Origin of the sequence: Enterobacter sp. Ap-1006, from assembly GCF_011752835.1 — a bacterium.
In the GTDB taxonomy this organism is placed as follows: Bacteria; Pseudomonadota; Gammaproteobacteria; order Enterobacterales; family Enterobacteriaceae; genus Cedecea.
Map to the genome: position 1 here is coordinate 516844 of NZ_VWWU01000001.1, position 20164 is coordinate 537007.

A 20164-nucleotide genomic window follows, 5' to 3' on the forward strand; every position below is an offset into this window, starting at 1 on the left:
CGCCCTTTTTTATTTCGCTCTCGCCAGCAATAATTCCTCCAGGTTATAGTAGAGAACAATTAAATTGATAACCATTATCATTTGCTTTATCGTTAACGCCATTCTTTAAGGAACGAAGGAGTGTTAGCGTGAAGCGTATGATTAAATTCAAGAATATTTGTCTGGCCCTGGCATTAACCGCCGCTGGTTTGCCTGCCGCACTGGCCGCGACGGTGACCGATATCGTCGGGCGTGAAGTGACCATCCCGCAGAAGGTTGACCGCATTTTGCTGGGGGAAGGGCGACTGTTTTATGCTCTGGCGCTGCTGGAAGGGCAAAAACCGATTGACCGTATCGTCGGCTGGCAGGGCGATTTCCGGAAGTTAGATACGCAGACTTACGCGGAATATAAAGCGAAATTCCCGAAAATTGATGACATTCCGCTGATTGGCAGTACCACCGCCGACAGCGTCAGCCCGGAAAAAGTGCTGACTTTACACCCAGACGTGGCGATTTTTGGCCTGTCTGGTCACGGCCCTGGCCGCCACAGCGAGCTGGTCTCTCAGCTTGAAAAAGCGGGCGTCCCGGTGGTCTTCGTCGATTTTCGTACCTCGCCGCTGAAAAATACCTTGCCGAGCATGCGCGTGCTGGGCAAAGTGTTGCATCGCGAGAAACAGGCCGATGATTACATCGCCTTTTATGAAGCAAACCTGAAAAAAATTACCGACGTCACCGGCAAGATGGCGGAAAAAGACAAGCCATCCGTGTTCATAGAACTGCGTGCGGCGGCCATGGAAGAGTGCTGTGGTTCGGCGGGCAAGGGTAACATGGGCGACTTCATCGACCTGGCGGGTGGCACGAACATTGCCAAAAATCTGCTGCCGGGCGCGCTGGGCACCGTAAACCTGGAAAAAGTGCTTGCCGCTGACCCGCAGATTTATATCGCCAGCGGCGGTAAAGCCCCTGGCTCAACCTCTCCGGGCGTAGTGCTTGGCGCTCAGGCTACTCAGGCCGAAGCGCAGGCCAGCCTGAAGAGCGTGCTGGAGCGTAAAGGCATTGACCAGTTAACGGCGGTCAAAGAAGGGCGCGCCTATGGCGTATGGCACAATTTCTACAATTCGCCGTACAACATCCTCGCGATTCAGGCGATGGCAACCTGGTTCCATCCAGAGCAGTTTGCTGAGGTGAACCCGGAACAGACAATGCAGCAACTTTATAAACAGTTCCTGGCGGTCGAGCCAACGGGAACGTACTGGACCGATCTTAAGAAGTAACGAAGGTAAGACTTAATGAGTGTCACCACCGATCCAATGCCAAACGAGGCGCAGCCTGCCACCATAATGGGGCGATACCAGCAGGTGCTACGTCACCGCTATTTGCTGATGGGGGCGTTGGTTATTGCGATTTTCGCCTCGCTGCTGCTGGACTTTACCCTTGGCCCGTCGGGGCTGCCGCTGGATACGCTGTGGCAGACTCTGATTGACCCGGCCAGCGCTAACGCCGGTACGCGGGTGATCGTGTGGGACATTCGTCTGCCTTATGCGCTGATGGCGCTGCTGGTCGGTATGGCGCTGGGCCTGGCGGGGGCGGAGATGCAAACCATCCTCAATAACCCGCTGGCTAGCCCGTTTACCCTCGGCGTTTCCTCCGCCGCGGCCTTTGGTGCCGCGTTGGCGATTATCCTCGGCATCGGTATTCCTGGGGTGCCCGATCAGTGGTTTATCTCCGCCAACGCCTTCGTCTTTGCACTGTTTGCCGCGCTGATGCTGGACGCCATTACCCGCTGGACCCGCGTGGCAAGTTCCGGCGTGGTGCTGTTTGGTATCGCGCTGGTGTTCACTTTTAACGCCCTGGTGTCGATGCTGCAGTTTATCGCCAGCGAAGACACCCTGCAGGGGCTGGTGTTCTGGACGATGGGCAGCCTGGCGCGAGCCTCCTGGGACAAGCTCGGCGTGCTGCTGCTGGCCTTCGCCATCATCATGCCGATTTCTATGCTGAGTTCCTGGAAGCTGACCGCGCTGCGCTTAGGCGAAGATCGTGCTGTCAGTTTTGGCATCGACGTAAAGCGTCTGCGTTTAGGCACGTTGCTGCGCATCAGTATTTTGTCCGCGCTGTCCGTGGCGTTTGTCGGCCCCATCGGTTTTATCGGCCTGGTGGCACCGCACATCGCCCGTATGCTGTTTGGCGAAGATCATCGTTTCTATCTCCCGGGCAGCGTGCTGGTCGGTGCTCTGGTGCTGTCGCTGGCGTCGGTTGCCTCTAAAAACATTATCCCTGGCGTCATTATTCCGGTGGGGATTGTCACCTCGCTGGTGGGCGTGCCGTTCTTCCTGAGTATTATTCTGCGCCATAAGGGGAACGTGTGATGCAGGGCTTAAAGATTGATGCATTCAACGCCGGTTACCCGAAGCGTCAAATCATCGAAAACCTGAGCGTGCCAACGTTGCCGCGGGGCAAAATCACCGTGCTGCTGGGGCCGAACGGCTGCGGGAAATCGACGCTGCTGCGTTCGCTGGCGGGGCTGAATCGCGCGGAAGGGCAGCTGTATCTTGATGGTGAAGACTTAATGGCTTTGCCGTTCGCCAAACGCGCCGAAAAAGTGGTTTATCTGCCGCAGTCGCTGCCGCAGGGCGTCCATCTCCACGTGCTGGAGTCCATTATCGTGGCGCAGCGCGCGTCCGGTGGCCGCCACAGCGCTGAAAGCGAAGCGCAGGTCATGCAACTGCTGAAACAGCTGGGGATCTCGCACCTGGCGCTGAGCTACCTCGACCAGCTTTCCGGTGGGCAAAAACAGCTGGTGGGCCTGGCGCAGTCTTTGATTCGCCGTCCGTCCCTGCTGCTGCTCGACGAACCGCTGAGCGCGCTGGATTTAAATTACCAGTTCCACGTCATGGATCTGGTCGCCCGCGAAACCCGCGAGCGTAATATCGTCACCGTTGTGGTGGTGCACGACATCAATATTGCTTTACGCCATAGCGAGCACGTTCTCATGCTGCGCGACGGCAAACTGGTTGCCAGCGGCGAGCCGGAGGAAGTGATTACTCCGCGCAGTCTGGCCCAGGTTTACGGCGTGAAGGGGCGCATTGAACGCTGCTCACAGGGCGTTGCCCAGGTGCTGATCGACGGCCTGGTGGAAACGCCCACCGTATAACAACGCATTTCAGAAATACTAAGGAACACAGTATGCAGCCGGCGGCCAATGTAGCCGCTGGCGCATAGTGCAATGTGAGCGCTAAACGGTTGTTTCGTTTGTAATTCACCTCATGGAGAGAAAGAAATGTTAAGGTTGAATCCCATTGTCCGGGGAGGACTTTGTGCGTCTGTACTCGGTCTGGCTTTCCCCGTCATCGCTGACGATCGCGAAGAAACCCTCGTTGTCACCGCGTCTGCCACCGAGCAAAACCTCAAAGATGCGCCCGCCAGTATCAGCGTCATCACCCGGGACGAACTGCAAAAAAAACCGGTTAACAATCTGAAGGATGTGCTGCAGAACGTGCCTGGCGTCCAGCTGACCAACGAAGGGGATAACCGCCGGGGCGTCAGCCTGCGTGGCCTGGACAGCAGCTACACCCTGATTCTGGTGGACGGTAAACGAGTCAACTCCCGTAATGCGGTATTCCGCCATAACGACTTCGATCTGAACTGGATCCCGGCGGATGCCATCGAGCGCATCGAAGTGGTGCGCGGGCCGATGTCCTCTCTGTATGGTTCCGATGCCCTTGGCGGCGTGGTGAACATCATCACCCGTAAAGTCGGTAAAGCCTGGCACGGCACCTTCACCGTAGATTCAACGGTGCAAGAACACCGCGATCGCGGCGACACCTATAACGGCAACTTTTTCACCAGCGGCCCGCTGATTGACGACGTGCTGGGCGTAAAAGTCTATGGCAGCCTGGGCAAGCGCCAGAAGGACGGCCAACAGCCATCAACGACCAACGCCAGCGGCCTGACGCCGCAGATTGAAGGCTTCACTTCCCGCAATGCCAGCACCGAGTTTGCCTGGACGCCGGCGGATAATCAGGATGTCACCGTGGGCTACGGCTTTGACCGCCAGGACAGGGAATCTGACTCGCTGGATAAGAATCGCATCGAACGTCAGGATTACTCCCTCGGGCATAACGGCCGCTGGGGCTTCGGCAATACTGAACTGCGTTTCTATGGCGACAAAATCGATAACCTGAATCCAGGCAACAGCGGGGCAATCACTTCACGCAACAACAGCCTGGACGGCAAGCTGGTGCTGCCGCTCAGCGACATCAACCAGTTCCTGACCTTCGGCGGGGAGTGGCGGCATGACAAGCTGAGTGATCCGGTGAATATTACCGGCGGTAATAGCTCGCAAACCTCGGCCAGCCAGTACGCCCTGTTTATTGAAGACGAATGGCGCATCTTCGAGCCGCTGGCGCTGACCACCGGCATTCGTATGGATGATCATGAAACTTACGGTGACCACTGGAGCCCGCGGGCCTATCTCGTTTATAACGCGACGGATACCGTCACCGTCAAAGGCGGCTGGGCTACGGCCTTCAAAGCGCCGTCTCTGCTGCAGCTTAGCCCGGACTGGACCAGTAAATCCTGCCGTGGTGCCTGCCAGATTGTCGGCAGCCCTGACCTGAAGCCGGAAACCAGCGAAAGCTTTGAGCTGGGGCTGTATTACGCCGGGGACGAAGGCATTCTGGACGGCGTGAGCGGCAGCGTGACCGCTTTCCAGAACAACGTTGAGGATATGATTGATATTCAGCGTACCGCGAACCGTAGCGTGGCACCGTCTTACTCAAACTTTGTGGGCTTTGATAAGAGCGGTAACCCGATCTTCCGCTATTACAACGTGAACAAAGCTCGCATCCGCGGCGTAGAAACCGAGCTGAAAATACCGTTTAACGACCAGTGGAAGCTGTCGCTGAACTACACCTATAACGACGGACGCGACCTGAGCAACGGCGGCAATAAGCCGCTGCAGCAGCAGTCGTTCCACACCGCAAACGGCACCGTTGACTGGGCGCCGCTGGAAGACTGGTCGTTCTATGTGTCGGCGAACTACACCGGCAAGCAGCGTGCGGTTTCTGCAACGGATAAAACGCCCGGCGGCTACATCGTGTGGAACACCGGCGGAGCCTGGAAAGCGACCAGGAACGTGAAGGTGCGGGCAGGGGTTCTGAACCTCGGCGACAAAGATCTGAATCGTGATATCTACAGCTATAACGAAGACGGTCGCCGCTACTTTATGGCGCTGGATTATAGTTTCTAAGTTGTGGATACCCGTCCCTGGAACGGCGGCAATGTTTCTTTAAATTCCGCTGTCCAGGGCGGTGACTATATTTTTCTTTCTAAATCTTCAGGGAGAGATCTTTTGCCCTGTCGTTGTTCCGTTCACCTGTAGATTTGTTTTCCCTATACGCTCAGAGCACGGTGAACGTGTCAGGGGGCATTACGCCATTCCCCCTGACAACCCCCGGCGCCCGGCGAGCTCATCGCCGCTGAAGCGGTAAACCCACCGGCTATCACCCAAACATTCGGGGTCGTTCGCGATTCGTTCCCGACGATCGCTCTCTTTCGCTGTTCCCGACAGCTCAACCCCGCCTGAGTTGGGTCATACCCGGGGGCGATGAGAGCCGGGAACAAGGGCATGGCTGTAGGACTTGCAGCAACGTTAACGTTCCGTGTGGCTATGAGCTTGAAGCGAGGCTCGGTTCCGGCTTAAATCGCCTCCGTTTTCTCTCCGACTGGCCAGGGTCCGGGCGTCGGGAACGGCCGGAGGCTGAGAGCGTCGGGAACGCATCTCAGCCGACCCAGGACTGGGAGATAAAACGGAGGTTTGCCGCTTCAGCGGTCGATTTATTTGGCCGGGAGTCCGGGTTCTCAGGGGAGTGACGGTGACTCCCCCGAGCCGTTCACAAGTTCGGGAGTGGTATATAAAGCAGGACTGGAAGTGAACGGAACTTTAGCCGATCCTTCATAGCGCGACTTTGTGACTAAGAGACAGCGTCCAGGTGACAGGCAACGCCCTATCCCCGCAAATACTCCGCATGAAAACGAAGATGATCCTCTACAAACGTCGCGATGAAGTAGTAGCTGTGGTCGCAGCCCGGCTGAATGCGCAGCGTCAGCGGCCAGCCTTTCTCCTGCGCAACTTTCTCAAACTCTTCCGGCCTTAGCTGATCGGCGAGGAACTGATCGTCATCTCCCTGATCGATAAGCGTCGGTAACTGCGCCGATGGCGAGGCTTTACCCAGCAGGCAGCAGCTGTCCCACTCTTGCCACAAGGATTCATCCTCACCCAAATAGGCTCTAAAGGCTTTTTGCCCCCACGGCACGCGGGTTGGGTTAACAATCGGTGCAAAAGCCGATACCGATCGGAAGCGTCCGGGGTTTTTCAGCGCCATGATCAACGCGCCGTGTCCGCCCATAGAATGGCCAAAGATCGACGCTTTTTCGCTGACGCTGAAGTTCTCTGCAATCAGCTGCGGCAGTTCGTCACGCAGATAATCGTACATGCGGAAGTGCGTGGCCCACGGCTGCTGAATCGCGTTGAGGTAAAAGCCCGCGCCCTGGCCCAGGTCATAGCCTGCGTCGTTAGGGACTTCTTCGCCACGGGGGCTGGTGTCCGGCATTACCAGAACAATACCAAGCTCGGCCGCTACGCGCTGCGCGCCCGCTTTGGTTGTGAAGTTTTCGTCGTTACAGGTTAGCCCGGAAAGCCAGTAAACCACCGGTGGCGGGGAGGCGCTTGCCGGAGGTGGGAGAAAAATACTGAACGTCATTGGGCAGTTAAGTACGGTGGACGCGTGGCGCCAGCGCTGCTGCCAGCCTTCGAAACATCGGTGTTCTTCCAGTAATTCCATCCAGAGGATCCTTATCTATTTTCAAGACTTATGAACAACTTTCACTTCACCTGAGTCTAGCCATCCCGCATTATGGCCGCAACGGTATTGTTCTCGCCCGCTCAGGCAATGAACGGTATTTTCGATTTCAATAATTATGCCCGGCACTACTGGATTCTAAGCACGTGCTGCCGCACAATAAGCGGACACTTTGCCCCATGAAGGGCAGAGGTCAGCCACACCTGCAGGAGAAAACAGCATGTCATCACTCTCGAAAGAAGCCGCCCTGGTTCATGAGGCGCTGGTTGCGCGCGGTCTGGAAACGCCGCTGCGTCCGCCGTTGCGTGAACTGGATAATGAAACCCGTAAAAGCCAGATTGCCGCCCATATGACGGAAATCATGCAGCTGCTTAATCTCGATTTGAGTGACGACAGCCTGATGGAAACTCCGCATCGCATCGCCAAAATGTATGTCGATGAGATTTTCTCCGGCCTGGACTACGCCAATTTCCCGAAAATCACCGTCATTGAAAACAAAATGAAGGTGGATGAAATGGTCACCGTGCGTGATATCACCCTGACCAGCACCTGCGAGCACCATTTCGTGACCATCGACGGGAAAGCCACCGTGGCGTATATCCCGAAAGATACCGTCATCGGCTTGTCAAAAATTAACCGCATCGTGCAGTTCTTTGCTCAGCGCCCGCAGGTTCAGGAACGCCTGACCCAGCAGATCCTGATTGCGCTGCAAACGCTGCTGGGCACCAACAACGTGGCGGTGTCCATTGATGCGGTGCATTACTGCGTGAAAGCGCGTGGCGTAAAAGACGCCACCAGCGCGACCACCACCACCTCGCTCGGCGGCCTGTTTAAGTCCAGCCAGAATACGCGTCAGGAGTTCCTGCGCGCAGTACGCCACAATTAATCCCCCCAGGCAGGTATCCGTGGAGAGAAATGTCACCCTGGACTTCGTCCGCGGTACCGCCATTCTGGGCATTCTGCTGCTCAATATTGTCGCCTTTGGCCTGCCGAAGGCGGCTTATCTCAACCCGGCCTGGTACGGCGAGATAACCTCTCGCGACGCCTGGACCTGGGCGGTGATGGACCTGTTTGCCGAAGTTAAATTCCTCACGCTTTTTGCGCTGCTCTTTGGGGCTGGCCTGCAAATGCTGCTGGCTCGCGGCTCACGCTGGATCCAGTCACGCCTGACGCTGCTGGTGCTGCTGGGGTTTATGCATGCGCTGCTGCTGTGGGACGGCGATATTCTGCTGGCATACGGCCTGACCGGGCTGGTGTGCTGGCGGCTGATTCGTGACGCGACGGGGCAAAAACAGCTGTTTAATACCGGCGTCGTGCTGTACCTCATCGGTATTGGCGTGCTGTTGCTGCTGGGCGTCATTTCAGGTGACGGCATTAATCGCTCCTGGGTGCCGGATGCGGCCAACCTGCAATATGAGCAGTGGTGGAAGCTCGGTGGCGGCGTGGAAGCTATCAGCAACCGCGCCGATTTGCTCTCTTCGAACCTGGTGGCGCTGGGGGCGCAATACGGCTGGCAGCTGGCGGGCATGATGCTGATTGGCGCGGCACTGATGCGCAGCGGCTGGCTGAAAGGGGAGTTTAGCCTGAAGCATTACCGGCGAACCGGTGTCATTTTGATCGTCATCGGCATGGCGATTAACCTGCCGGCAATTTTAGCCCAGTGGCACCTGAAGTGGGATTTCCGCTGGTGTGCGTTGCTGTTACAGGCCCCACGTGAGCTGAGCGCCCCGTTTCAGGCGATTGGCTATGCTGCGCTGGCCTGGGGCTTCTGGCCGCAGCTGTCCCGTTTCCGGCTGGCGGGCTGGATTGCCTGCGTCGGTCGCATGGCCCTGACCAACTACCTGCTGCAAACCATCCTCTGCACAACCTTGTTCTATCGCTTTGGTTTCTATATGAAATTTGACCGTTTGTCGCTGCTGGCTTTTGTGCCTGCGGTGTGGGCGGCGAACATTCTGCTGTCGGTGTTATGGCTGCGCTATTTCCGCCAGGGACCGGTGGAATGGCTGTGGCGGCAGCTAACCGCCCGTGCTTCAGGGACCGCCTTACACAAAGCACAGAGATAATGATATTCGTCACAAAGGTTAACGAATTGTATGTAACCGCTTTCATCACTGTGATCGACTTCACGCCGAACCGCCCCCCACTCGCCGCAAAATAGCCACCTTGCCTAAAACAGGGTGCACCTATGAGACCGACTCCCCCAACGCCGATTACCATTCGTGACGTTGCCCGTATCGCCGGGGTTTCAGTAGCGACAGTATCCCGAGTATTAAATAACAGCGCGCTGGTCAGCCCGGAAACGCGCGAAAACGTCATGCAGGCGGTTGCTGAGCTGGGCTACCGTCCAAACGCCAACGCGCAAGCGCTGGCTACTCAAGTGAGCGACACCATCGGCGTGGTGGTGATGGACGTTTCCGATCCCTTCTTCGGGGCGCTGGTCAAAGCCGTGGATGTGGTTGCCCAGCAGCACAATAAATATTTGCTGATCGGCAACAGCTACCACCAGGAAGACAAAGAGCGGCATGCCATTGAAGTGCTGATCCGCCAGCGCTGCAGCGCTCTGATTGTGCACGCCAAGGCGCTGAGCGACGAGGAACTGGCTACTTTTCTGGAGCAGGTTCCCGGCATGGTGCTGATCAATCGTCTGGTGCCCGGCTACGCTCACCGCTGTGTTTGTCTGGACAACGTCAGCGGCGCGGTGATGGCTACTCGGATGCTGCTGAACCAGGGGCATTCGCGCATCGGGTACCTGGCCTCCAGCCATCAAATTGAGGATAACGACCAGCGGCATCAGGGCTGGCTGCAGGCGCTGGCGGAGCAGGGGATCGTGCCGCCGGAGGGCTGGGTCGGCATGGGCACGCCGGATATGCAGGGCGGGGAAGCGGCGATGGTTGAGCTGCTTGGCCGCAACCTGCAGCTTAGCGCGGTCTTTTCCTATAACGACAGCATGGCCGCTGGCGCGCTAACGGCGCTAAAAGACAACGGCATTGCCGTGCCGCAGCATGTATCTATCATCGGCTTCGACGATATTCCCATTGCCCGTTACACCGACCCGCAGCTAACGACCGTGCGCTATCCGGTGGTGTCTATGGCGCGTTTAGCGACAGAACTGGCGTTACAGGGCGCGGCAGGCCAGCTGGATCGTGATGTAACGCACTGTTTTATGCCGACTTTAGTTCGCCGTCATTCGGTGTCGAGCAGGCAAATTGTGGCGTCGATCACTCCGCTGCCAAAGAGTTAGATGTAACCGGTTTCAATCTGTGAGTAAATTCACAGTTAATTAACATTGCGCTGACTATTATGTCAGCGTTTTATCAGCTGAAACACGATGTAACGGTGACTGCTCATTTTTAGCATCGTGATAAGGCCATTAACGCTCATAAAAACGCAGTATTGGATTGTTACCGAACACGGAAGTGCACATTTTTTAGGATAACTTCGGCATTCAGTAACTTTTTTATAACATTACTGTCCTGCCTGGTTTCGAACGCGAACTACCCTGCAAAATAAAAACCGGAGATACCATGAATAAGAAGGTTTTGACTCTGTCCGCCGTGATGTCCTGCATGTTGTTTGGTGCCGCAGCGAACGCCGCTGACCGTATTGGCGTGACGATTTATAAATATGACGACAACTTCATGTCAGTGGTTCGTAAAGCTATCGAGAAAGATGCGAAAGCGTCACCTGACGTACAGCTGCTGATGAACGACTCCCAGAACGACCAGTCCAAACAGAACGACCAGATCGACGTTCTGCTGGCAAAAGGCGTGAAAGCGCTGGCCATCAACCTGGTTGACCCGGCCGCAGCGGGCACCGTTATCGAAAAAGCGCGCGCGCAAAACGTGCCGGTGGTGTTCTTCAACAAAGAACCTTCCCGCAAAGCGTTGGACAGCTACGACAAAGCTTACTACGTCGGCACCGACTCCAAAGAGTCCGGTATCATCCAGGGCGACCTGATTGCTAAACACTGGGCGGCTAACCCGGCCTGGGACCTGAACAAAGACGGCCAGATCCAGTTCGTACTGCTGAAAGGCGAACCAGGTCACCCGGATGCCGAAGCACGTACCACCTACGTTATCAAAGAGCTGAACGACAAAGGCCTGAAAACTCAGCAGCTGCAGCTGGATACCGCGATGTGGGATACCGCTCAGGCTAAAGACAAAATGGACGCGTGGCTCTCTGGCCCGAACGCTAACAAAATCGAAGTGGTTATTGCTAACAACGACGCAATGGCAATGGGGGCGGTAGAAGCGCTGAAAGCCCACAACAAATCGTCTATTCCAGTATTTGGCGTAGATGCCCTGCCGGAAGCGCTGGCACTGGTGAAATCCGGTGCGATGGCCGGGACCGTGCTGAACGATGCCAACAACCAGGCTAAAGCGACCTTCGACCTGGCGAAAAACCTGGCCGACGGTAAACCAGCCGCTGAAGGCACCAACTGGAAGATCGAGAACAAAATCGTACGCGTACCTTACGTAGGCGTGGATAAAGATAATCTCGCACAGTTCATCGGCAAATAAATACCCGTCATACTTCGAGCCACAGGGGCGTGAACTGCACTCGCTCACCCCAGTTGCTTACTTGATGTAAGCGCCTGGGGATTCTCGAGCTTGTTGCCTGCCTGCAACTCGAATTATTTAGGGTAACGTTTTTTAGTTGTACACGGGCGCAGATACCTGCGCCCGGCTTTAGGCAGGTTACTCAGCGACACAGGTATAATTATGGTCGACAATAACTCAGCTACGCCGACGGAATTTTTGCTGGAAATGACCGGCATTAATAAATCCTTCCCCGGCGTTAAGGCACTGGATAATGTTAATTTAAAAGTACGGCCACACTCTATTCACGCCCTGATGGGTGAAAACGGTGCGGGCAAATCGACATTATTGAAATGCCTTTTTGGGATCTATAGCAAAGATTCCGGCAGTATCCTTTTCCAGGGAAAAGAGGTGAATTTCAGCAGCACGAAAGAGGCGCTGGAAAACGGTATTTCTATGGTGCATCAGGAGCTTAACCTGGTTCTGCAGCGCACCGTGATGGACAACATGTGGCTTGGGCGCTACCCGACCAAAGGCGTGTTTGTCGATCAGGATAAAATGTACCGCGACACCAAAGAGATATTTGATGAGCTGGATATTGATATCGATCCGCGAGCCCGCGTCGGTACGCTGTCCGTTTCTCAAATGCAGATGATTGAAATCGCCAAGGCTTTTTCCTATAACGCCAAAATCGTTATTATGGATGAGCCAACGTCCTCGCTGACGGAAAAAGAAGTTAATCATCTCTTTAAAATTATTCGCAAATTAAAAGATCGCGGCTGCGGGATTGTTTATATCTCCCATAAAATGGAAGAAATATTCCAGCTGTGCGATGAAATTACGATTTTGCGCGACGGGCAGTGGATTGCTACCCAGCCGCTGGAAGGGCTGGATATGGACAAAATCATCGCCATGATGGTAGGCCGTTCCCTGAACCAGCGTTTCCCGGACAAATCCAACGTGCCTGGGGAAGTTATTCTCGAAGTCCGCAACCTGACCTCGCTGCGCCAGCCGTCGATTCGTGATATCTCCTTTGATCTGCATAAAGGTGAAATCCTCGGCATTGCGGGCCTCGTCGGGGCGAAGCGTACCGACATTGTAGAAACGCTTTTTGGTATCCGCGAGAAATCTGGCGGTACCATTACGCTGCACGGCAAAAAAATCAACAACAGCAGCGCGAACGAAGCGATTAATCACGGTTTTGCGCTGGTGACCGAAGAGCGTCGCTCAACCGGGATTTACGCCTACCTGGATATCGGCTTTAACTCACTCATTTCCAATATTCGTAACTACAAAAATAAGGTCGGCCTGCTGGATAACTCCCGCATGAAAAGCGATACCCAGTGGGTTATCGACTCCATGCGCGTGAAAACCCCGGGGCACCGCACCTCCATCGGCTCGCTGTCCGGCGGTAACCAGCAAAAGGTGATCATTGGCCGCTGGCTGCTGACCCAGCCGGAAATCCTGATGCTGGATGAACCGACGCGCGGCATTGATGTGGGCGCCAAGTTTGAGATTTATCAGCTGATTGCTGAGCTTGCCAAAAAAGGGAAAGGGATCATTATCATTTCGTCCGAGATGCCGGAATTGTTAGGGATTACAGACCGTATTCTGGTGATGAGCAACGGGCTCGTGGCCGGAATTGTAGACACCAAAACAACAACGCAGAACGAAATTTTACGTCTTGCGTCTGTGCACCTGTGATGATTTAGGGGCTATTAAAAATGAGTGCGTTAAATAAGAAGAGTTTTCTAACTTATCTAAAAGAGGGCGGCATCTACGTGGTGCTGCTGGTGTTGCTGGCGATCATTATTTTCCAGGATCCGACGTTCTTAAGCCTGCTTAACCTGAGTAACATCCTCACCCAGTCCTCGGTGCGTATTATCATCGCGCTCGGTGTGGCCGGGCTGATTGTCACCCAGGGGACGGACCTGTCCGCAGGGCGCCAGGTGGGGCTGGCGGCGGTAGTGGCGGCCACGCTGTTGCAATCCATGGATAACGTCAACAAGGTGTTCCCGGACATGCACACCATGCCGATTCCGCTGGTGCTGCTGATTGTCTGCGCCGTGGGCGCGGTGATTGGTCTGGTGAACGGGATTATTATCGCTTACCTGAACGTGACGCCGTTTATTACCACCCTGGGCACCATGATCATCGTGTACGGGATCAACTCCCTGTATTACGACTTCGTGGGCGCGTCGCCGATTTCCGGGTTTGACTCCCACTTCTCTACCTTCACGCAGGGCTTTATCGCGCTGGGTAGCTTCCGCCTGTCGTACATTACGTTCTACGCCTTGTTTGCGGTGCTGTTCGTGTGGGTGCTGTGGAACAAAACCCGCTTCGGGAAAAACATCTTCGCTATCGGCGGCAACCCGGAAGCGGCGAAAGTCTCCGGCGTTAACGTGGCGCTGAACCTGATCATGATTTATGCCCTGTCCGGCGTGTTCTATGCCTTTGGCGGGATGCTGGAAGCGGGCCGTATCGGCTCGGCCACCAACAACCTCGGCTTTATGTACGAGCTGGATGCGATTGCGGCGTGCGTGGTGGGCGGCGTGTCGTTCAGCGGCGGGGTAGGGACGGTGCTGGGCGTGGTGACCGGGGTAATTATCTTTACGGTTATTAACTACGGCCTGACCTATATTGGCGTGAACCCTTACTGGCAGTACATCATCAAGGGCGGCATTATCATCTTCGCCGTGGCGCTGGACTCACTGAAGTACGCGCGTAAGAAGTAATTCCTGGATTATACAAAAAAGCCCGCCAGATAATGTGCGGGCTTTTTTTTGCTCAGCAATAACGCCGATATCACTTCTTCTCTTTTTTCTGGATTTCCAGCAGCTGTTCCGGCGTAACGGCCGGATAGGCCTGCGCGTCTTCCGGGACTTCCTGCTGCGACGGAATAGGGACTAACGGGCCGAGAAAACGCGGCTCACGCTTGAAGAGATAGAGATCGGCTAATGCGCCCAGGCGAGCGGCAAACTCTCGGGTACGCACGGTAAGCATATTTTTGGGGGAAGGTACCGCGTAGCACTGCGCCTGAATCCCCATATGAAGGGCGATAAACAGCGCACGCTCGCAGTGGAAGCGCTGGGTGATAATGATGAAATCGTTGGTATCAAAGACTTTACGGGTACGGACAATTGAGTCCAGCGTGCGGAAGCCCGCGTAGTCCAGCACGATATCCGCCGGATCAACGCCGCCGGCGATCAGGTCTTTGCGCATGGTCATCGGCTCGTTGTAGCTTTGCTGCGCGTTATCGCCGCTGAGCAGCAGGTAGTTCACCTTGCCGCTGTTGTAGGCGTTCAGCGCGCCCTGAATACGGTACAGGTAATACTGATTGATGACGCCGGTGCGGTAATACTTGGCGGTGCCGAGCACCACACCCACCTGGCGATAGGGCAGATCCTGCAGTTCATCGTAGACGTAGGGGGCGGTTTTCCAGCTGATCCAGCGGTCGAGCCCGAGCGCAGCCGCCAGCGTTAAGCCGATAACAATAAGCAGGCTGTAAAACACGCGCTTCAACATGGACTTGCAGACTCATTCGCGGGGTGAAATTTCATCCAAGGCTACTTTACCCGGCCCTCAAGAGCAAGGAACGCGGGTTCAGTTGGGGCAAATTTCAACAATGCGAGTGTGGGTACACCCGCAACGGAGAATTATTGAGCAATATTAACACGCTCAACGGCTTCACAGCCCAGCGCTTTCAGCGTGGCGGAGGTGGCATCCCACTGCAGCAGCGGCGCATCGATTTTTTCTGCCAGCACGGCGCGTTTAATCTGCGGATAGTCGTAGCCATTCAGAGAAAGCAGGTTTAGCCCAGCCTGCAGCGGGGGCAGGGAAGGGTTGAATGCGGCGTTTTCCGCATAGCAGCCGGTGAAGATTTTCCCGTCGACCATTTCCAGCGCAACGCCTGCCGGGGCTTGACTGTAAGGCGCATGACTGCGGTTAGCCGCGCTAATTGCCGCCTGAGTCAGGGCATCCCCTTTCAGCGCAAAACCGTGGTTTTCTTCATCCAGCAGCAGCGTTTTGATGTCCAGGTCGCGCGGGCCAAAGGCATCCGGCAGATATTCACCCAGAGTGGAAGGCTTGCGGCCAGGCAGATGAATACCCAGCGCGGTGCCGCTGTTCAGTTCATTCATAAACTGACGGCAGTGGCCGCAGGGAGTGTAGTTGACCGTGATATCAACCAGGCCTTTTTCGCCGCGCATCCACGCGTGGGTAATGGCGCTTTGTTCGGCGTGCACGGTTTGCTGCATGGTGGCCCCCAGAAACTCCATGTTGCCACCAAAATAGAGATTCCCGCTGACGCCTCGCGCGACGGCGCCGACGTTAAAATGAGAGAGGTCTGCGCGGGCACAGGCTGCGGCCAGCGGCAACAGAGCGAAAGCCAGGTCCTGGTCACCCAGCCCGGTTTGATGTTTTAGCGCTTCAACTTCGGCTGCGGTAAACATAGCCGGGAAGCGATCGTCGGCAAGCAGGGGTTGCAAAGCGGTTTGCAGTGCGGAAGGAAGTTGCACAACGGCGGCATCAAAACGTGAACGCATGTTAAAGCCTCATCAAAGGTAACGGAAACGTAGTTTACGGATCTGTACCGGCCAAATATGTGATCTACTTCTAATTGTTTATGCAACTTATGAAAACAAATCTGAAAGTGCGCGATCTCTCGCAAGTTTTAGCCGAAAAGCTTCAGCAGTACCGGGAATAAAAACGGAGCGATAAGCGACGTCATGACCCCGCAAATTACCAGCGCCAGCGAGCTAAAAGCCCCTTCCTGGAAGTCCAGTTCCGCACAGCGAGCTGTGCCCAGCGCGTGGGAAGCGGTACCCATTGCCAGCCCGCGTGAGGCTTTGGTATTGATGCGCATCATGTTCAGCAGCGTGTGGCCAAATACCGCGCCAAGAATACCGACGAAGATAACGCAGACGGCGCTGATAGCCGGAATACCACCAATGCCGCCGCCAACCGCCATTGCAATCGGCGTAGTGACGGATTTAGGCAGGATCGAAGCGGCAATTTCCGGGGACGCCCCCATCAATAACGCAATTGATGTGCCCGTGGACATCGCCACCATGCTGCCAATAAAGCAGATGGTAATAATGGACTTCCAGCGGGCGCGGATCTGGTGAATTTGCTCATAAAGCGGGAAGGCCAGCGCTACAACCGCCGGCTGCAGCAGGTCGTTAAGCACTTCGCTGCCTTTAAAATAGTGGTCGTAAGGAATGCCGGTCAGCAGTAAAAAAGGAATGATCACCACCATGCAAACCAGCAGCGGGTTCAGCAGCGGGGATTTCAACCGGGCGGCCAGCTTGCGGGCGGCAAAAAATACCACCAGCGTTAACGGTAAAGACCACCATATAAAGTGCATCATTTTTTCTCTGCCTCGCCTTCACCAATCACTTTTCTTTCACCGTGTACCAGATGTGAGCTCCAGCTCACGATAACCAGCACCACCAGCGTGCTGATCAAGCAGGATACCACCACCGGGCCAAACTGGGCTTTCAGCACGTCGTAATACTGCATCACGCCCACGCCAATAGGGACGAACAAAAGGGCCATATAGCGAATCAGCAAATGGCAGCTGGGTTTTACCCACTTCGCCGGCAGGATCTGCAGCGACAGCAGCACAAACAAAATCAGCATGCCGATAATGCTGCCGGGAATGACGATAGGCAGTAAAGAGGCGACAAAAATACCGGCGTATAAGCACAGGTAAATTAAGACAAAAGCGCGAAGATACTGCCAGATTATCGTGAACGAGTTACGCATGGAGGTTACCCTTTAAGAAACACATTCATCATACAATTAAACTCAAAATTGTGCTATCCATCACATCATGAATTATCAGCATAACAAACATTCCCTGCGTGAAGGTTGTCGGGCGGATTTCGGGCAATAAAAAAGCGGCCCGGAGGCCGCTATTTTGCAAACTGCTGAACTTAGTTCAGACGAACCGGCATCCCGGAACGGTTCTGAATCGCCTGGTCAACAACGGTGGTGTCAACGTCGGACTGAGCGGTCACCTGCTGAACGCTGCTGGTCAGTTTAATCGGCACGATTTCATCGGAGTTGAACTGCGCTTCGGTGGTGGAAAGCGGGTTGTGAACTTCGATGTAGCGGCTGCCGTCCGGCTCGGTGGTGGCTTTTACCGGCTCATCAATGAACTGAACGCGGGTGCCAACCGGCACGTTGTCGAACAGGAACTTGATGTCTTCGTTACGCAGACGCACGCAGCCGTGGCTTACGCGCAGACCGATACCGAAGTTGGCGTTGGTGCCGTGAATCGCATACAGGTTACCGATGTACAGCGCGTACAGGCCCATTGGGTTGTCCGGGCCAGCGGGAACAACGGCTGGCAGCGGCGTACCGGCAGCGGCGTATTCCGCATGCATTTTCGCCGTCGGGGTCCAGGTTGGGCCATTTTTCTTACGCTCTACCTTGGTGGTCCAGTTGATCGGGGTATCTTTCCCCAGCTGGCCGATACCGATTGGCAGCACGATCACCGTGTTGGTGCCTTTCGGGTAATAGTAGAGGCGCATTTCGGCACTGTTGATCACAATCCCTTCATGCACGGTGTCCGGCAGGATCAGCTGCTGAGGGATGTTCAGGATGGTGCCGGCTTTTGGCAGGTACGGGTCAATGCCTGGGTTAGCTTCCAGCATGTTAGACAGACCCATCTGGTACTGTGCGGCATACTCTTCCAGCGGCGCGGTGCTGCCTTCAGGAATAGTGATAACCTGGTTTTCACCAACCAGGCGGCTGCCGTTAGTCGGTAACGGATAAGTCACGGCGGAAGCAGAGAAAGACGCGACAGCCACAAAAGCCAGTAAAAGCGAGCGTAATTTCATATTCATGTTATGCGAGTGTTATGCCAGACGGGCCAGCTAGTGAGTGTTCATGGACGATTCAGCCGCGCATTATATGTGCATTACATTCATCTGGGAAATCAGATGTGGATGAAATCACAATTTTTTCACACTGATTAACTATCGTACGGTGAAGATGCGGGGCGACCCTTTATCATAGTTATGGCATAATGTGGCCGAAATCACATTCCAAAATCTCGACAACTTATTTCTCCAGGACATACCAGTGCTTGTATCCAGCAACGTTACCATGCAGTTTGGCAGCAAACCGCTGTTCGAAAATATCTCCGTTAAATTTGGCGGCGGCAACCGTTACGGCCTGATTGGCGCGAACGGAAGCGGCAAATCCACGTTCATGAAAATCCTCGGCGGGGACTTAGAGCCAACGCTTGGCAACGTTTCTCTCGACCCAAACGAGCGTATCGGTAAGCTGCGTCAGGATCAGTTCGCCTTCGAAAAATTCACCGTACTCGACACCGTTATCATGGGCCACGGCGAGCTGTGGGAAGTGAAGCAGGAACGCGACCGCATTTATGCCCTGCCGGAAATGAGCGAAGAAGACGGTTACAAAGTTGCCGACCTCGAAGTGAAATACGGCGAGATGGACGGCTACACCGCAGAAGCGCGTGCCGGTGAATTGCTGCTTGGCGTGGGCATTCCGCTGGAGCAGCACTACGGCCCGATGAGCGAAGTCGCTCCCGGTTGGAAGCTGCGCGTGCTGCTGGCGCAGGCGCTGTTCTCTAACCCGGACATCCTGCTGCTCGACGAACCAACGAACAACCTGGACATCGACACCATTCGCTGGCTGGAGCAGACGCTGAACGAGCGCGACAGCACCATGATCATTATCTCGCACGACCGTCACTTTCTGAATATGGTCTGCACCCATATGGCTGACCTGGACTACGGCGAGCTGCGCGTTTACCCAGGCAACTACGACGAGTATATGACGGCGGCAACTCAGGCTCGCGAGCGCCTGCTGGCGGACAACGCGAAGAAGAAAGCGCAGATTGCAGACCTGCAATCCTTCGTTAGCCGCTTTAGCGCCAATGCCTCCAAATCTCGCCAGGCCACCTCCCGTGCCCGTCAGATTGATAAAATCAAGCTGGATGAAGTGAAGGCGTCCAGCCGTCAGAACCCGTTCATCCGCTTCGAGCAGGATAAGAAACTGTTCCGTAACGCCCTTGAAGTTGAAGCCGTGACCAAAGGGTTTGAGAACGGCCCGCTGTTTAAAAACTTCAACCTGCTGCTGGAAGTGGGCGAGAAGATTGCCATTTTGGGTGCCAACGGCGTGGGTAAATCTACCATGCTGAAAACCCTGGTCGGCGAGCTGACCCCGGAAAACGGCAGCGTGAAGTGGTCTGAAAATGCTCAGATTGGCTACTACGCCCAGGATCATGAATACGAGTTCGAAAACGATCTGACCGTCTTTGACTGGATGAGCCAGTGGAAGCAGGAAGGCGACGACGAACAGGCGGTGCGCAGCATCCTGGGTCGTCTACTGTTCAGCCAGGACGACATCAAGAAGCCGGCCAAAGTCCTTTCCGGGGGCGAGAAAGGCCGTATGCTGTTCGGCAAGCTTATGATGGAAAAACCAAACATCCTGATCATGGATGAACCGACCAACCACCTGGATATGGAATCCATCGAGTCGCTGAACATGGCGCTGGAAATGTACCAGGGGACGCTGATCTTCGTTTCCCACGACCGCGAGTTTGTTAGCTCGCTGGCAACCCGCGTGCTGGAAATTACCCCAGAGCGCGTGATTGACTTCACCGGCGGCTACGAAGATTACCTGCGTAGCAAAGGGATCGACGGGTAATTTTACCCTCACCCTAACCCTCTCCCTAAAAGGGAGAGGGAATAGATTACGTACTGTTCTGCCCTGTTGTTTTCCCCTTCGCTCTTCTGGGGAGAGGGAATA

17 protein-coding genes are annotated in these 20164 nt (G+C 55.2%); 11 read left to right on the plus strand and 6 right to left on the minus strand.

What is annotated here, in order from left to right; all coding sequences use genetic code 11:
• Positions 1-137 precede the first annotated feature (137 nt).
• The 4 genes from F3J28_RS02395 (at position 138) to cirA (ending at position 5227) form a co-directional block, all read left to right on the plus strand.
• On the plus strand, positions 138-1253 hold the full coding sequence (locus tag F3J28_RS02395; RefSeq protein WP_166874376.1) for an ABC transporter substrate-binding protein: 1116 nt from the start codon (positions 138-140) through the stop codon (positions 1251-1253).
• Positions 1254-1268: 15 nt separating this feature from the next.
• Positions 1269-2345, plus strand: a complete 1077-nt coding sequence (locus F3J28_RS02400; protein ID WP_166872335.1) for a FecCD family ABC transporter permease — start codon at positions 1269-1271, stop codon at positions 2343-2345.
• A complete protein-coding gene (locus F3J28_RS02405) occupies positions 2342-3130 on the plus strand; it encodes an ABC transporter ATP-binding protein (protein ID WP_085938913.1) in 789 nt (262 codons plus the stop codon). The genes F3J28_RS02400 and F3J28_RS02405 overlap by 4 nt, the downstream gene beginning before the upstream one ends.
• Before the next feature lie 126 nt (positions 3131-3256).
• A complete protein-coding gene (cirA, locus tag F3J28_RS02410; protein ID WP_166872338.1) occupies positions 3257-5227 on the plus strand; it encodes a catecholate siderophore receptor CirA in 1971 nt (656 codons plus the stop codon).
• Between the two features lie 757 nt (positions 5228-5984).
• Here cirA and fghA read toward each other — a convergent pair.
• Complete coding sequence (gene fghA / locus F3J28_RS02415) at positions 5985-6821, minus strand: S-formylglutathione hydrolase (RefSeq protein WP_166872341.1); 837 nt, start codon at positions 6819-6821, stop codon at positions 5985-5987.
• 238 nt (positions 6822-7059) lie between these two features.
• Between fghA and folE the strand changes: the two genes are divergently transcribed.
• The 6 genes from folE (at position 7060) to mglC (ending at position 14112) form a co-directional block, all read left to right on the plus strand.
• Positions 7060-7725, plus strand: coding sequence for a GTP cyclohydrolase I FolE (gene folE, locus F3J28_RS02420; RefSeq protein WP_008455254.1), 666 nt, complete (start codon positions 7060-7062; stop codon positions 7723-7725).
• A 19-nt stretch (positions 7726-7744) separates the two neighbouring features.
• Positions 7745-8902, plus strand: a complete 1158-nt coding sequence (gene yeiB, locus F3J28_RS02425; protein WP_166872344.1) for a DUF418 domain-containing protein YeiB — start codon at positions 7745-7747, stop codon at positions 8900-8902.
• A gap of 122 nt (positions 8903-9024) precedes the next feature.
• Positions 9025-10080 (plus strand): HTH-type transcriptional regulator GalS, encoded by a 1056-nt coding sequence (gene galS / locus F3J28_RS02430; RefSeq protein ID WP_166872347.1) that lies wholly within the window; start codon positions 9025-9027, stop codon positions 10078-10080.
• 283 nt (positions 10081-10363) lie between these two features.
• Positions 10364-11359 (plus strand): galactose/glucose ABC transporter substrate-binding protein MglB, encoded by a 996-nt coding sequence (gene mglB, locus F3J28_RS02435; RefSeq protein ID WP_008455250.1) that lies wholly within the window; start codon positions 10364-10366, stop codon positions 11357-11359.
• 201 nt (positions 11360-11560) lie between these two features.
• The gene (gene mglA / locus F3J28_RS02440; protein WP_166872350.1) at positions 11561-13081 is read left to right on the plus strand and encodes a galactose/methyl galactoside ABC transporter ATP-binding protein MglA; all 1521 of its coding nucleotides are present in this window, start codon (positions 11561-11563) and stop codon (positions 13079-13081) included.
• A 20-nt stretch (positions 13082-13101) separates the two neighbouring features.
• Positions 13102-14112, plus strand: coding sequence for a galactose/methyl galactoside ABC transporter permease MglC (mglC, locus tag F3J28_RS02445; RefSeq protein WP_039295392.1), 1011 nt, complete (start codon positions 13102-13104; stop codon positions 14110-14112).
• 70 nt (positions 14113-14182) lie between these two features.
• On the opposite strand, the gene sanA is transcribed toward mglC, so the two are convergent.
• The 5 genes from sanA to ldtB form a co-directional block, all read right to left on the minus strand.
• Positions 14183-14902: an outer membrane permeability protein SanA gene (sanA, locus tag F3J28_RS02450; RefSeq protein ID WP_039295390.1), complete on the minus strand. Its 720-nt coding sequence runs from the start codon at positions 14900-14902 to the stop codon at positions 14183-14185.
• A 131-nt stretch (positions 14903-15033) separates the two neighbouring features.
• Positions 15034-15921 (minus strand): cytidine deaminase, encoded by an 888-nt coding sequence (cdd, locus tag F3J28_RS02455; RefSeq protein ID WP_166872353.1) that lies wholly within the window; start codon positions 15919-15921, stop codon positions 15034-15036.
• A 128-nt stretch (positions 15922-16049) separates the two neighbouring features.
• Positions 16050-16745 (minus strand): CidB/LrgB family autolysis modulator, encoded by a 696-nt coding sequence (locus tag F3J28_RS02460; RefSeq protein WP_166872356.1) that lies wholly within the window; start codon positions 16743-16745, stop codon positions 16050-16052.
• Positions 16742-17143, minus strand: coding sequence for a CidA/LrgA family protein (locus F3J28_RS02465; RefSeq protein ID WP_039295384.1), 402 nt, complete (start codon positions 17141-17143; stop codon positions 16742-16744). Before F3J28_RS02465 ends, F3J28_RS02460 begins: the two co-directional genes overlap by 4 nt.
• A 170-nt stretch (positions 17144-17313) precedes the next feature.
• Positions 17314-18228 carry a L,D-transpeptidase gene (gene ldtB / locus F3J28_RS02470; RefSeq protein ID WP_008455237.1) on the minus strand — a complete coding sequence of 305 codons (915 nt, stop codon included), beginning with the start codon at positions 18226-18228 and terminating at the stop codon, positions 17314-17316.
• Between the two features lie 238 nt (positions 18229-18466).
• On the opposite strand from ldtB, the gene F3J28_RS02475 reads away from it, so the two are divergent.
• Positions 18467-20062 (plus strand): ABC-F family ATPase, encoded by a 1596-nt coding sequence (locus F3J28_RS02475; RefSeq protein WP_008455235.1) that lies wholly within the window; start codon positions 18467-18469, stop codon positions 20060-20062.
• The last annotated feature ends 102 nt before the right edge of the window (positions 20063-20164 follow it).

What these genes read in the sequence shown, in the direction of transcription:
- F3J28_RS02395 (WP_166874376.1), top strand. Translation starts at nt 138, where the DNA reads ATGATTAAATTCAAGAATATTTGTCTGGCCCTGGCATTAACCGCCGCT.
- F3J28_RS02400 (WP_166872335.1), top strand. Translation starts at nt 1,269, where the DNA reads ATGAGTGTCACCACCGATCCAATGCCAAACGAGGCGCAGCCTGCCACC.
- cirA (WP_166872338.1), top strand. Translation starts at nt 3,257, where the DNA reads ATGTTAAGGTTGAATCCCATTGTCCGGGGAGGACTTTGTGCGTCTGTA.
- fghA (WP_166872341.1), bottom strand. Translation starts at nt 6,821, where the DNA reads ATGGAATTACTGGAAGAACACCGATGTTTCGAAGGCTGGCAGCAGCGC.
- folE (WP_008455254.1), top strand. Translation starts at nt 7,060, where the DNA reads ATGTCATCACTCTCGAAAGAAGCCGCCCTGGTTCATGAGGCGCTGGTT.
- galS (WP_166872347.1), top strand. Translation starts at nt 9,025, where the DNA reads ATGAGACCGACTCCCCCAACGCCGATTACCATTCGTGACGTTGCCCGT.
- mglB (WP_008455250.1), top strand. Translation starts at nt 10,364, where the DNA reads ATGAATAAGAAGGTTTTGACTCTGTCCGCCGTGATGTCCTGCATGTTG.
- mglA (WP_166872350.1), top strand. Translation starts at nt 11,561, where the DNA reads ATGGTCGACAATAACTCAGCTACGCCGACGGAATTTTTGCTGGAAATG.
- mglC (WP_039295392.1), top strand. Translation starts at nt 13,102, where the DNA reads ATGAGTGCGTTAAATAAGAAGAGTTTTCTAACTTATCTAAAAGAGGGC.
- sanA (WP_039295390.1), bottom strand. Translation starts at nt 14,902, where the DNA reads ATGTTGAAGCGCGTGTTTTACAGCCTGCTTATTGTTATCGGCTTAACG.
- cdd (WP_166872353.1), bottom strand. Translation starts at nt 15,921, where the DNA reads ATGCGTTCACGTTTTGATGCCGCCGTTGTGCAACTTCCTTCCGCACTG.
- F3J28_RS02460 (WP_166872356.1), bottom strand. Translation starts at nt 16,745, where the DNA reads ATGATGCACTTTATATGGTGGTCTTTACCGTTAACGCTGGTGGTATTT.
- F3J28_RS02465 (WP_039295384.1), bottom strand. Translation starts at nt 17,143, where the DNA reads ATGCGTAACTCGTTCACGATAATCTGGCAGTATCTTCGCGCTTTTGTC.
- ldtB (WP_008455237.1), bottom strand. Translation starts at nt 18,228, where the DNA reads ATGAATATGAAATTACGCTCGCTTTTACTGGCTTTTGTGGCTGTCGCG.